Source organism: Rothia sp. P5766 (assembly GCF_048513555.1).
Taxonomy (GTDB): domain Bacteria; phylum Actinomycetota; class Actinomycetes; order Actinomycetales; family Micrococcaceae; genus Rothia.
In genome coordinates this window covers 25,288-38,271 of the sequence record NZ_JBLXXS010000003.1, presented here as the reverse complement: position 1 = coordinate 38,271, position 12,984 = coordinate 25,288, and the positions used below count along the sequence as shown (strand labels likewise).

The window sequence follows — 12,984 nt, the reverse complement described above, 5'->3', positions numbered from 1 at the left end:
AAGAATACTAGGTGCGGTGAAAATAACCTCAACCACGGCAGACAACGGACGATATTGCCGGGGAGTAGAGTGTCCCTATGAGTATCGAGAACACCTATGTTTTGGTCACCGGCGCTTCTGCCGGCATCGGTGCCGAGTTTGCCCGGCAGTACGCCGCAGCGGGCTATAACCTGGTGCTGACCGCGCGTAGGGAAAAGACCCTAGAAAATCTGGCTGGCCAGCTCCGCTCAACCTACAGGGTAGAGGTTGAGGTCATCCCCGCGGACCTACTGGTTTCCGGTGACGTTCAAAAACTCGTTGACCGGCTAGCTCAGGCTGAGCGCCCGGTGGAAATTTTGGTCAATAATGCGGGCTTCGGTTTGGGCCAGCTTTTTGAGGAGGCCCCCGCCCAGCGGCATCTGGATCAGGTGCAGGTCCTGGCAGCTGTCCCCCTCCAGCTCATGCACGCCGCAATCCTCGCCATGCTCCCACGGGGCAGGGGCCGCATTATCAATGTCGCATCGGTGGCGGCCTTTACACCAGGTGGCACCTACTCAGCAGTCAAACGGTTTATGGTGGTTGCCTCAGAGTCAGCAAATATCCAGTACCGGGACCGAGGTATTGATGTAACCGCCCTCTGCCCGGGCCTGACCCGCTCGGATTTTCATCATGCCATGGGGCAAGAACAGCCCAAAGTGCCGGGCGTATTCTGGCTCAGCCCCCAGCAGGTAGTTACCGAAGCCATAGCGGCGGTCAATGCCGGTAAACCGGTCTGTGTGCCCTCCCTGCCCTATAAGGTAGCAGCGGGTATCTCGCAGATTATCCCCCGCAGGGCAGTGGCGGCGCTGATTTCCCGCACACGGAACTATTAGAATCCACAAGCTGGGGGTGCCCTTCCCTGCTTAGTCCTCCCAAGGGTTAACAGCGCTAACCCCCCAGGTGCGGTAGACATCGGCTTTCCCCGAAATAATCTCAAGCCGGTGCACGGTCGCTGTAGCCGCCATCAGCCCCTCCAAAGCAGCCCTTGCCAGGGGAGCCTGGCACTCAGAGCCCACCGCCTGCAAGGGCCTCTCAGCATGACGACCAGCCCACTCCAAAGACACCCGCGTGTCCACCTCAAGGAGGTGGTCACCAAACCGGTCAATCAGCTCAGCCAGCCACCGTTCAGTCTCCGGGTAGGGGTAGAGCCCTTTAAGCTCGCCCAGGCTTAGCACCGAGACGTACATGGTGCGGTAGGAGTTCCGGCGCAGGCAGTTCACAACCTGCTGGTGAGGGGTAGCCTTGCGAATCTCGGCAAGGACATCAGAATCAAGGAGCAGACCGACGTGGCTCATGCAACTTTCAGCGCACCGTACTCAGGGGCTGGGATACCGCTGGGGTTAGGAGCCAGAAGGAAGTTAAGGAACTCACTGCGCTCATTCGAGATACGCGCATAGTCCTGAATACTGATAGCGACAAAACCACCGCAGGCAGGCGTAGCAGCTGCAGACCTGTTCTTTTGAAGAGTGACATGGGGGCGGGTGTTTGACATATCGCCGTTGCGCTTAAGGTGCGCATTCCTTTCGAAACTTGCTCTTGTCTACACCAAACAGCGCCAATATGCGCGATGAAGACCGCTTCGTCATCCGAGCCACCCGTGAACATGGGGTTGGCGTTCAACCAAGTCGGAGCTTGACAGTTGAATCTCTTGAAGCTGGTATAACCATAACTCACACCGCAGGCACCTGTAAACTCTTGCCCAGATTTTTTAAAACGTGACCTCCCTCTCATCTTCTGGTGCCAGCTTTCATCAGCGTGCGATACGCTAGAAGACTAGGTCTATTTACTCCGCACGCGTGAGGTTTTTTGTGGCAGATTCAGCACCATTTCCCGACATCCCAGTCACAGCACCCGCCATTATTCGGCAGGTGGGCTCAGGCACCTACACCCGGGGGCAGGGCGCTATGCGGAAAGGGAGCGTTATCCGCTACCACTACGACGAAAACGAACGGGTTCTCGAAGGCCAGGTAGCAGGCTCAACAGCCCAGCCCTACAGCACCCGAATCACTTTCCCGGCCCAAGTTGCGGCAGGCTCCTACCCCTTTTCTGCCACCTGTTCCTGCCCCGTGCTCCACAATTGCAAGCACGCTGTGGCGCTCATGCTGACCGCCATCGACCGTTCAGCCAAAGCCAAGCGGGCGCTCACGGCCTCATCAAGCACCTGGACCACCCGTGCTACTGAGAGCGGCCGCACCCGACCCAGCGCAGAAGCCATGCGGGAACTCGAAAAATTTGGCATCACCACCGCCTCATCTCTGGCTGCCCCCCAAGATAGCCTGCCCCTTGAGCAACCTGCTCCCGCCGACAGCACCCCGGACCAGAGCGCCCTACCCACCTGGCGGCGTACCCTGGCCCATTCCCTAGCCGCCCGCCCCGGCTACGACAACCGCAACCACGGAGTATCCGGTGCCCTTGACCTGCGCCTGACCGTCCCCGGCAAATATGGCTGGACCAAAAGCAGCGGCTCACCCCGTATCACCATTGAAGCTCGCCCCCTGATGATGGGTGCCCGTGACCGCTGGATTAAAGGCGGTCTAAGCTGGGAAAAGTTCTCGGGAAACGCCGCGGGCTCCGCCGGAACCGGACTGCTAGCTGAGCACGCCACCTGGTTCAACGAGTTCTACGCCGTCATTCGCGGCTCCCAATCCATATACACCTCCCACCGCGACTGGGCATCGCTTTCCACCGTAGATTCATCCCTACTCTGGCAGATGCTCCGGGCCGCCGACGATATCAACCTGCCCATTCTGCTCCACGGCAAAGAAACCGGGCTGGTCATTACCGACACCCCGCAGGTAGAACTGGAACTCACGCCCGTCCCCGAACGCGGCAGCTCCCAGGACGCCCTCCAACTCACTCCCCTGCTCCGCTGGGACTCCTACACCATTCCGGCAAGCTACACCCACAAGATGGGTACCAACCGGCAGGGCTTAATCGCCCTGGGTGGGAGTGCCCAAGCTAACTACGTAGAAGCTGCCGCCGCCGCCCGCTGGGACTCCGCCCTGCCCTCGGCACTAGCCCATGTGGAGGAAAGCGCCCCCATTCACACCGGCCAGCCAGAAACTCAACAGGCCCACCAGGCACCCGCGCCCCACCAGCACCGCCCTCGCTGGCTCAGCCCAGAAGCCGAGCTAGTCCTTATTCCGCTGGACGAACCGCTCGATGCCGTCGCCGAATCCCTGATGTCCAGTCAACCGGTCACCGTTCCTTCCAAAGACCTACCGGCCTTTTTCTCTGACTTCTACCCCGCCCTCACCCGCACCCTGCCGGTAGCGACCACCTCCGAAAAGCTGGAGCTCCCCACAGTACGCACCCCCTCCCTGGTTCTGACCATCACCTTTAGTGAACCCGGCCCGCCCTTTAGAGCAAGCACCGCCTGGCACTGGGAGTACCCCGCCAACCCCACCGGCACCGACGACGAAACCATCGTGCTCGATGCCCTGGGCTACCCCGGGGAAGACCGCGCCGATATCCGCGACACAGCCCACGAATATCGAGTACTCAAAGACGTCAAGCGAATCCGCCCCGGTGTGCCCTTTACCAAGCACATCACCGAAAACTGGGACACCCGAACCCTGCTCGAAACCTACCTACCCGCCTACCAGAAGATTGACGGGGTCAGGGTTCAGGTCCGGGGGCCACAGCCAGAGTTCAAGGAACTCGACCAGGCCCCAGACATTGTTGTGACCGTTGATGACACCCGCCGCCGAGACTGGTTCGGGCTGGGTATCGCCATCAAGGTCGGTGAATGGACTGTAGGCTTTGCCGACATCCTGGCCGCTCTGGCTAAAAACCAGACCCACCTGCTCCTGGGCAACGGCCAGTACTTTGCCCTGGACCGGCCCGAGTTCATGAAATTACAAGACTTGCTCCGTGAAGCCCAGCAGCTCACCGATAAGACAGGACCCCTGGAAATCAACCGCCACCAGGTAGGCCTGTGGGAAGAACTCGAAGAACTCGCCGCCGAAACCCACACCGTCACCGCCTGGGACGAGCAGGTCAGCGCCCTGCTTAACCTCGAACACCACCGTCTGGCGGAAGTACCAGCCTGCCTGCACACCACCCTGCGCCCCTACCAGGTAGAGGGCTACCAGTGGCTTACTTTCCTGTGGGAACAGTCCTTGGGTGGCGTGCTAGCCGATGATATGGGCCTGGGCAAGACACTGCAAACCATTGCGCTCTTTGTGCACGCCGCCGAGCAAGCCAGCGAGCGCCGGGAGCAGATGGCACCTTTCCTGGTAGTTGCTCCCACCTCCGTTGTACCCAACTGGGTACGGGAGATTAAGAAGTTTGCGCCCTCGCTGACCGTGGTAGGAGTCGAGGAATCTGTCCGTAAATCCAAACGCCCCCTGGAAAAGACCATTGCCGGGGCGCAGGTTGTGGTGACCAGCTACGCCCTCTTTAGACTCGATGAGGAAAGCTACTACTCTCTCGGTACCGCCCAGCCCTGGAACGGACTGATACTCGACGAGGCCCAGTTCGTTAAGAATGCCAAGACCAAGGCCCACCAGGCTGCCCGCGACTTACCGGCCCGCGTCAAAATTGCGGTCACCGGTACCCCCATGGAAAACAACCTCATGGAACTGTGGTCCATGTTCTCCATTACCGCGCCGGGGCTCTTCCCCTCCGCCCGCGCTTTTAAAGATTCCTACGCTACTCCCATCGAATCGGGCGAGGAAACTAAAGCTCTGGGCCGCCTGCGCCGCCGGATCCGCCCACTCATGAAACGGCGCACCAAGGAAGTTGTGGCCGCTGACCTACCTGAGAAGACAGACACCCGCATTGACGTCCCACTGGCCCCGGCTCACCGCAAGGCCTACGACACCCACCTGCAACGGGAGCGACAGAAGATTCTGGGCCTGCTACAGGATATGGACAAGAACCGTTTTACTATCTTCCAGTCCCTCACCACCCTGCGCCGTTTGGCGCTCGATGCCTCACTGATTGACCCCGAAAAGTACGCTCAGGTGGACTCATCCAAGCTGGACTACCTGGCAGAGAACCTGCCCGAGATCATTCACGACGGGCACCGGGCCCTCATTTTTAGCCAGTTCACCGGCTACCTGCGCAAGATTGCCGACCGCCTCGCAGAGTTGGGCATCCCCTACCTCTACTTGGACGGCTCAACCCGCAACCGGGGCGAGCTCCTGCGGTCCTTTGAAGAGGGCGCCGCCCCGGTCTTCCTCATTTCGCTCAAGGCTGGTGGCTTTGGGCTTAACCTGACCACCGCCGATTACTGCTTCATCATGGACCCCTGGTGGAACCCCGCCGCCGAACAGCAGGCTGTGGACCGGGTCCACCGCATCGGGCAGACTAAGAACGTTATGGTCTACCGCCTGGTTTCCGCCGGGACGATTGAGGAGAAGGTCATGGAACTCAAAGAGTCCAAGGCCGCCCTCTTTGATGCTGTTGTTGATGAGGGTGCCTTCTTTTCCTCCCAGCTCACGGCGGCACAAATCAGGGACCTGCTTACCGACGCGGAACCCACCAGCTAGGTAACCGGTGCGGGCTTTCCTTCCAGATGCGGGGGTACCGCGCGTGTTGAGCAGGAAACTGTGTATCTGGCACCAGGACAAGGGTACGAAAGGAGAATAAGGGGTGGCTAAACTGCTGATGGATCTGACCCCTCTGAGCTACTCCCCTGCCTTGAGGCGAATCTGGTTGGGCGGTATTTTCTCCACCGTGGGGTACTCCATTACCGGTGTTGCTATCTCGCTGGAAATCTACGCGCTGACCTCATCGGCGGCGGCAGTAGGAGCGGTTGGCCTGGTGGCGCTGGTGCCGCTTGTTCTGGGTGGCCTCTACGGCGGGGTTATTGCTGATACCTATGATCGGCGCAAGGTGGCCCTGGCCGCGACGCTGAGCTTGTGGGTGCTGACCGCGCTCATGGCCGCTCATTCCTGGCTCAATATCCACTCGGTCTGGGTGCTCTATGCTCTGATTGCCGCCGAATCCCTGTTTCAGCCCATTAACCAGGCAGCTCGCGGTGCCATTATTCCCCGGCTGGTCAAGCCCCGCCTACTGCCAGCGGCCAATACTCTCATGATGTCGGTGGGTACCCTGGGCATGAGCCTGGGCCCCATTCTTGGTGGTGTTCTGGTGGCGACTCTGGGCTATCAGCTGACTTATTCCATTAATGTTCTGGCTATGACGGTGGGTATCTGGGCGCTCTACCGGCTCCCGGCCATGAAGCCTGAGGGCACCGCCGAGCAACCACGGCGCGGCGGCCTGTCGTCCATTGCTGAGGGCCTGCGTTTTGTGCGCGGTAACCAGGTGGTGGGCATGTCCTTCCTCGTGGATCTTTTGGGTATGTTCTTTGCCCAGGCCCGCCCTATTATTCCGGCGCTTGCTGCCCTGTCCTTTGGTGGCGGTGAGATAGGGGCAGGGTTCCTGCTAGCGGCTGGCCCTATCGGGGCTCTCACAGGTATTGCCTTCTCGGGTTTCCTCAAAGACCTCTCGCGCCAGGGCCGCTTTTTGACTCTGAGCTATGCAGGCTGGGGGCTGGGCTTTACAGCTTTCGGTCTGATTGCCTGGGTTTTTGACGGCCAGGGGCAGGGGGCCTCGGTGCGCGAGAGCCTCCTGAGACTTTCGCTGGCGGGGCTTGCTCTTGCTTTTATGGGCTGGGCCGATGCCCTGGGCGGGGTCTACCGTTCTACCATTATTCAGACGGCTGCCCCCGACCATATTCGAGGCCGGATGCAGGGGCTCTTCATTATTACCGTGGTCGGTGGCCCCCAGTTGGGCACCGCTGGGGTGGGGTTTGCGGCTGAGGCTATGGGTGCCCCACTGACGGCGGTTATGGGTGGTGCTCTGGTGATTATCACGATTGCCCTGGCGACGGTGCGTGTGCCGGCCCTATGGCGCTATGTGCCTGAGCCGGTCCCTGATACCCGGCAAATTCCCTCCGTCTAGCCCAGCGGTCTAACAAACACCCGCCCTTTATCTCTTGCCCCCGGACTTATACACCGGGGGCAAGAGAGAAAGGGCGGGTGTTAGATGTAACGGGCCGATTTAGAAGTCAATGGTTGCCGGGTCGGGGCCGATGCGTCCCTCGGCAGAAGAGAGCGCATCAATGGCGGTGATGTCATCATCGGTAAGAGTGACCTTCAGTGACTCAAAGTTAGAGACAATACGCTCGGGGGTCACAGATTTAGGGATAGCCACAATGCCGTGAGCGCGATGCCAGGCCAGGATAACCTGTGCCGGGGTTGCGCCGTGAGCCTGAGCGATTTGACCAATGACAGGGTTTTCCAGCAGGCCAGAACGGTTACCCATACCCAGCGGGCTCCAGGCCTGGGTGATAATCCCCAGCTCTGCGTGCACCTGGCGCAAGCGCTCCTGGGCAAAGTAGGGGTGCAATTCAATCTGGTGAATCGCCGGGGTCACCCCGGTCTCGGCGATAATCTCGCGGAGCTGTTCTTCGGGGAAGTTGGACACACCAATCGACTTAGCCCTACCCTGCTTCTGAAGCTCAATCAGGGCCTTCCAGGTCTCCACGTAGAGGCCCTGAGAAGGCTTAGCCCAGTGAATCAGGAGCAGGTCAACATAGTCGGTGCCCAGACGTTCCAGGGATGCCTCCACAGCGGTCATAGCCTGCTCGTAGCCCTGCTCGTCGTTCCAGACCTTGGTGGTCACAAAAACTTCCTCGCGGGCAAGACCGGAAGCCGCGATAGCCTTGCCGGTGCCTTCTTCGTTCCCGTAGATTTTGGCGGTGTCGATGTGACGGTAACCGGCTTCCAAGGCCAGGCCCACCACCTTTTCGGCTACGTCGTTCTCTACCTGCCAGACACCGTAGCCTAGCTGGGGAATGGTCTTGCCGTCGTTAAAGCTTAGACGGGGTGCAGAAGTCATGGAAGGTATCCTTTCGCGGGGGGTTGGCTACCTCCCACTGTATGCCCGTGATCTGGCTCCCGGCTAGTAGTGTTCGGTAGTGGTGAACCAGATCTTAGGCTCAGGGACGTTTTTTACCTTTGTGCTGGGCGCCCCGCCCACGATGAGCCGGTCGGGTATCTTCCAGAAGCAGGGAAAGCGAAATACGGCGGCGCTGAGGGTCAGCCTCCACCACCCGCACCTGCACAATCTGCCCCGAGTGGACGATGGTGTGCGGGTCTGAGACAAAGTTTTCGCTCATCTGCGACACGTGAATCAGCCCGTCCTGGTGAACCCCAATATCCACGAAAGCACCGAAAGCAGCCACGTTCGAGACGGTTCCCTCCAAAATCATGCCCGGGGCCAGGTCCTTGATGTTTTCCACGCCCTCAGCAAAGGCGGCGGTGCGGAAGCAGGGGCGGGGGTCGCGCCCGGGGGCGCTAAGTTCAGCAAAGATATCGGTAACGGTGGGCAGGCCCACGCTCTCGGTCACAAAGTTACGGGGGTCAAGCTGGCTGAGGGCTTCTGAGGGCACCCGGCTACCGTCCAAGCCACCGGCGGCCTGCACGATGGTGCGGGCCAGCGGGTAGGACTCGGGGTGAACCCCGGAGGCATCCAGCGCTTCGCTCCCACCCACAATGCGCACAAAACCAGCGGCCTGCTCGTAGGCTTTAGGCCCCAGGCGGGGTACATTGAGCAGGTCACGGCGGCAGGTGAAAGGGCCGTGCTCGGTCCGGTAGGCCACAATATTCTCGGCAATCGTCTTATTGAGGCCAGCTACCCGCGCCAAAAGAGCCGGGGAGGCAGAATTGACCAGCACGCCTACCGCGTTCACGCAGTCCTCTACCACAGCATCTAGTGAGCGCGTCAGGGCTGCCGGGGTGACGTCGTGCTGGTACTGGCCCACGCCAATGGATTGGGGGTCAATTTTGACCAGCTCGGCCAGGGGGTCTTGCAGGCGGCGGGCGATGGAGACGGCTCCGCGCAAGGAGACGTCTAACCCGGGCAGTTCACGCGAGGCCAGTTCTGAGGCGGAATAGACTGACGCCCCGGCTTCGGAGACCACGACCTTTTGAACGCCCCGGTGTCCTGCGGCGGTCAGGCCTTGAATGAGCTGGCCGGCCAGCTTATCGGTTTCCCGGCTGGCTGTGCCGTTACCCACCGCAACCAACTCTACTGAGTGCCGGGTCACCAGTTCTTCCAGGGTGGTCAGGGCGGCCTCCCACTGGTTGCGGGGGGCATGCGGGTAGATCACGGCGGTCTCCAGCACCTGGCCGGTAGCGCCCACCACGGCCACTTTAACCCCGGTCCGCAGGCCGGGGTCCAGTCCCAGGGTGGGGCGGGAACCGGCCGGGGCGGCTAGCAGAACATCGCGCAGGTTAGAGGCAAAGACGGCAATGGCATCCTTCTCGGCCTGCTCAAAGAGCTGAGTACGCACCTGGCTGGCAAGACGCGGGAGCAGCCGTTGCCGCCAGGCCAGCCGCACCGTCTTGGCCAGCCAGCCCAGCACCATCTGCTCATCCGAGACAGTGTTGAGTACCTGGGCACCAATGCCCAGGGCCTCAGCTACGGTGCGTTCGTACCAGCCGCGCTCGCGCTCGTATTCCTCGGACAGGATCTCGGCGGCTTCGCGGGCCGCACCCTTGAGCTGGCTCTTGGGCGGGGGCAGAACATCTACATCGATATTGACTTTGACGGCCCCGGCTTTCTCCGCACGGAACAGGGCCAGCACCCGGTGGGAGGGGATCCGCCGGATTTCTTCGTTGAACTCAAAGTAGTCACTGAACTTAGCGCCGGTTTCCTGCTGTCCAGCAATGAGCCGGGAGGTAATCACACCCCTGCGAGTAAAGCGCTGGCGCAGGGTCTCTGCCAGGGTGGGGTCGCTCACGGCCTGTTCAATGAGCAGAGCACGGGCACCCTCCAGGGCATTCTCAACGGAGGCGACGGTGGCTTCTACGGTTCCGGGTTCAGCGCCTGCAAGCTCCGGCTCAACGTAGGCATCGGCAATATCTGCGGTGGGGGCAAAGGGTACTTCTAGCAGGTCCTCCACCAGAGAGTCCAGGCCGGCTTCGCGTGCTAGGTAAGCCAGGGTCTTGCGCTTGGTCTTGTGCGGGGCGTAGAGGGCTTCTAGCTCGTTCTTTGTCGGTGCCAGCGCCAAGGCCCGGGCTAGTTCCTCGGTCAGGACAGCCCGCTCGTGCAGGGTATTGACGATGGCTACCCGGCGCTCTTCCAGCTCGCGCAGGTAACGCAACCGCTCAGCAAGGGTACGAAGCTGGGTATCGTCTAACCCACCGGTCGCTTCCTTGCGGTAGCGGGCGATAAAGGGGACGGTAGCGCCGTCATCGAGCAGGGCAAGAGCCGCTATCACCTGCTCTGGCCGGACGCCCAGCTCCTGGGCAATCCGCTGCTCAATGGGGGAAAGTTCTGCCTCACCTGCTCTTGTCATAGTTTCTAGTTTCTCATTAAGACAGAGTGCCCAGAACCTATGCCGCTAGGCGGGCTATTTATACCGTGCTGACCGGCCAAGGCACCGCCTTGTACCATGGCAGGTTCGAGAGTCATAATGAGCTTATTTGTCTGTAACAGTTGGGCCTATGGTGGTCAGACAGGTGCCCAGCCACCTAAAGTGGTGTCAGGGGACTCAGGATCTCATATATCTATGGCCTAGCCTCAGCTACAGGTTTCTTCCCCCTCCAGTTCACCCGTCCCCTTTGCTTTGGAGAACCACGTGCCAGATGCAACCGATTTCGAATACGCCGACTTCTGCGAGAATTATGGCTCCTTGCTAACCGGCCTCGCCCGTATGGGGTGGACTGCATCTGAGGCCTTTAGCCGGATCGTTGTTCTTTACCCCAGCATTGACCGTGAGCTGCTAGAACGCGCTATCAACTCGGGCCGCTGGGTCTTTGAGGGCCGCAAAGAGCAGATTCACACCAATGTGCTGATGGCTTCAGCCCTCTGGTACGCGGTTGCTATCACCTACGACCTAGAAGCTGACTACGAGTACGCCGCGACGGGCCTTGACCCCACCATCGTCCAGGACCTGCCCCGCATGCTGGAATCTTTCTCAGTACCCGCTCAGGTGATCGCCGAGGTGGTGGGCCGCATCGGTGCCGCTCTCAAATACATGGCAGAGCACCCCTACACCGAGCTCGATGAGCAGACTTACGACGATTTTGTAGTCAACCTACCGGCAGAAGTTGATTACATCTCTCGGGACGACTTCGCCTGGCCGCCCTCTCGCGCCCTCATCGAAGACCGCCTGGGCAACCGTTCCTGGAGCAGGGCTCTGCTCAAAGTCGGCATCTGCCCGCCGCATGCGGACTCCCACGGGCTCAAACTGGCTGCAACGAGCCTGAGCGAACGCACCTTCCGCAATACCCTGGGCGATTTCCTCAGCTACTGCATCCGCTACGACCGTAAACCCTCCGTCTTGCTCTACGGTAGCTGGGCCGAAGACCCCGCCCGTACTGGCCGGGTGCCTCACCTGGGTGCTGTCCGCGCCAAATATGACTCTTGGAACCGGGCCCTACAGGTAGGCCGCCAGATGATTAGTGATGCCCTGAGCAGCGCGGCCGCCAGCATACCCGCTGGTGGGGGGCATCAGCAGGCTTCTACGCCCACAGGCTCCCTCAAAATCAAAGATATCCAGGCGCAGGGAATCGGCGTTGTCCGACCCAAGCCTCTCACCGACGATGAGCAGATAGCCCGTGCCTGGCAGGAACTCACCGATGTCATGCGTCAGCGCCTTGAAGAGCTCCCCTGGAACCTGTCCCTACGCCTTTACTACATCTCACCGGAGGTTGTAGAAACCGGTGACTACACCAGCTACGTCAATATCCTGCGCTCACCGGCTGGCTATTTCTGTGAACTCACCTCACCCGACGAGTTTGAGACAGTCCTGGTTCAGCTCGACACACAAGCCCTGCTCAACCGGGGCTGGACCGCCCCCACGGGCTCAGGTCGCTGGACCCGGAACTTCCTCTCTGTGGCAGACGCCGCCGATGGAATTATTAGCGCCATGCGCATGGGCATGGGGTGCGGCCAGCCTGACTACTACCAGTCTGATGACCCCACCGGTAGCGCCACCGTAGATGTTGCCCACCCTGGCACCGGGTCTATCCCCATGGTGCCGGTAACAGGCCAAGGCTACGTTGTGGTCGAGGACTTTAGCTAAAGCTCACCTCCCGCTCCGTTTGAGGTTCTGAGCCCTGCGCTTTCTTGCGCGCACCGCTAGAATGGTGTGCCTATGGCAATCTTCAAGAAGGCCCGCAGGGCACCGCGTCTTCCCGCTTCCGGTTTTACGGGCAAGCGCCGGGGAGTTTCTTCCTCCTCGGGATACAAGCCAACCCTGGCGATCATTCTTCTGGTTCTTCTGCTGGTCACCGGTGTTCTCTGGTTGCGATCCCATAACTGGGATCTCCGCACCGGTTTTGAGAGCATCACCGGTGGTGGACGACCGGTCAGCACCGGCTTCGCGGGCTCAGGGGTTGAAACCTACTCGACTGCCTCCCAGGTCCTTGAAACCATCACCGTGGCCAAACCCTATAGCGGGGGCGGTTACAAGCGTTCAGCTTTCGGCCAGGCCTGGGAGGATATTGACGGCAATGGGTGTGACCAACGCAATGATATTCTGGCCAGGGACCTCACCGACCTGGACCTATCTAAGAACTGTAAGGTACTTTCCGGGACCCTTACTGACCCCTACACCACCGAGATCATTAGCTTCAGGCGCGGTGAAAAAACCAGCGAAGCTGTGCCCATTGACCATGTTGTAGCGCTCTCTAACGCCTGGAGTTCAGGGGCCTGGCAGTGGAGTCTCACAGAGCGCACCCTCATAGCAAACGACCCGCTCAACCTCCAAGCAGCCGGGCAGTTCAGCAACACCACCAAGTCCAATAAGGACGCCGCTAGCTGGCTCCCCCAAACAGGCTACCGGTGCGAGTACGTTGCCCGGCAGATTTCAGTCAAGGCTGCCTATCATTTGACCATCACTTCAGCGGAAAAACGAGCCATGCAGGGGGTCCTGGCAACCTGCCCAGATCAGCCCGCCTACCGTTCCAGCTTTGCTCGTGGCTAGCGCTTTGACCGGCTTGC

9 protein-coding genes and 1 riboswitch are annotated in these 12,984 nt (G+C 60.4%); of the genes, 5 read left to right on the top strand and 4 right to left on the bottom strand.

The genetic code is table 11. The annotated features are described in order from the left end of the window. The first annotated feature begins 77 nt into the window (after positions 1-77). Entirely contained in the window at positions 78-851 is a 774-nt protein-coding gene (locus ACN08V_RS02170) for an SDR family NAD(P)-dependent oxidoreductase (RefSeq protein ID WP_419104371.1), read from the top strand. Positions 852-881: 30 nt separating this feature from the next. On the opposite strand, the gene ACN08V_RS02165 is transcribed toward ACN08V_RS02170, so the two are convergent. Then, a complete protein-coding gene (locus ACN08V_RS02165) occupies positions 882-1,313 on the bottom strand; it encodes a plasmid stabilization protein (RefSeq protein WP_419104370.1) in 432 nt (143 codons plus the stop codon). Continuing rightward, on the bottom strand, positions 1,310-1,510 hold the full coding sequence (locus ACN08V_RS02160; RefSeq protein WP_419104369.1) for a nuclease PIN: 201 nt from the start codon (positions 1,508-1,510) through the stop codon (positions 1,310-1,312). The genes ACN08V_RS02165 and ACN08V_RS02160 overlap by 4 nt, the downstream gene beginning before the upstream one ends. A gap of 35 nt (positions 1,511-1,545) precedes the next feature. Next, positions 1,546-1,672, bottom strand: a riboswitch (SAM riboswitch). Positions 1,673-1,826: 154 nt separating this feature from the next. Between ACN08V_RS02160 and ACN08V_RS02155 the strand changes: the two genes are divergently transcribed. Both ACN08V_RS02155 and ACN08V_RS02150 read left to right on the top strand, forming a co-directional pair. Further along, the gene (locus ACN08V_RS02155; protein WP_419104368.1) at positions 1,827-5,513 is read left to right on the top strand and encodes an SNF2-related protein; all 3,687 of its coding nucleotides are present in this window, start codon (positions 1,827-1,829) and stop codon (positions 5,511-5,513) included. Between the two features lie 103 nt (positions 5,514-5,616). Next, a complete protein-coding gene (locus ACN08V_RS02150; protein ID WP_419104367.1) occupies positions 5,617-6,930 on the top strand; it encodes an MFS transporter in 1,314 nt (437 codons plus the stop codon). A gap of 99 nt (positions 6,931-7,029) precedes the next feature. On the opposite strand, the gene ACN08V_RS02145 is transcribed toward ACN08V_RS02150, so the two are convergent. Continuing rightward, the gene (locus ACN08V_RS02145; protein WP_419104366.1) at positions 7,030-7,869 is read right to left on the bottom strand and encodes an aldo/keto reductase; all 840 of its coding nucleotides are present in this window, start codon (positions 7,867-7,869) and stop codon (positions 7,030-7,032) included. Between the two features lie 100 nt (positions 7,870-7,969). After that, positions 7,970-10,333, bottom strand: coding sequence for a Tex family protein (locus ACN08V_RS02140; RefSeq protein ID WP_419104365.1), 2,364 nt, complete (start codon positions 10,331-10,333; stop codon positions 7,970-7,972). A gap of 282 nt (positions 10,334-10,615) precedes the next feature. On the opposite strand from ACN08V_RS02140, the gene ACN08V_RS02135 reads away from it, so the two are divergent. Beyond that, the gene (locus ACN08V_RS02135; RefSeq protein WP_419104364.1) at positions 10,616-12,064 is read left to right on the top strand and encodes a TY-Chap domain-containing protein; all 1,449 of its coding nucleotides are present in this window, start codon (positions 10,616-10,618) and stop codon (positions 12,062-12,064) included. Positions 12,065-12,136: 72 nt separating this feature from the next. Next, the gene (locus ACN08V_RS02130) at positions 12,137-12,967 is read left to right on the top strand and encodes an HNH endonuclease family protein (RefSeq protein WP_419104363.1); all 831 of its coding nucleotides are present in this window, start codon (positions 12,137-12,139) and stop codon (positions 12,965-12,967) included. The last annotated feature ends 17 nt before the right edge of the window (positions 12,968-12,984 follow it).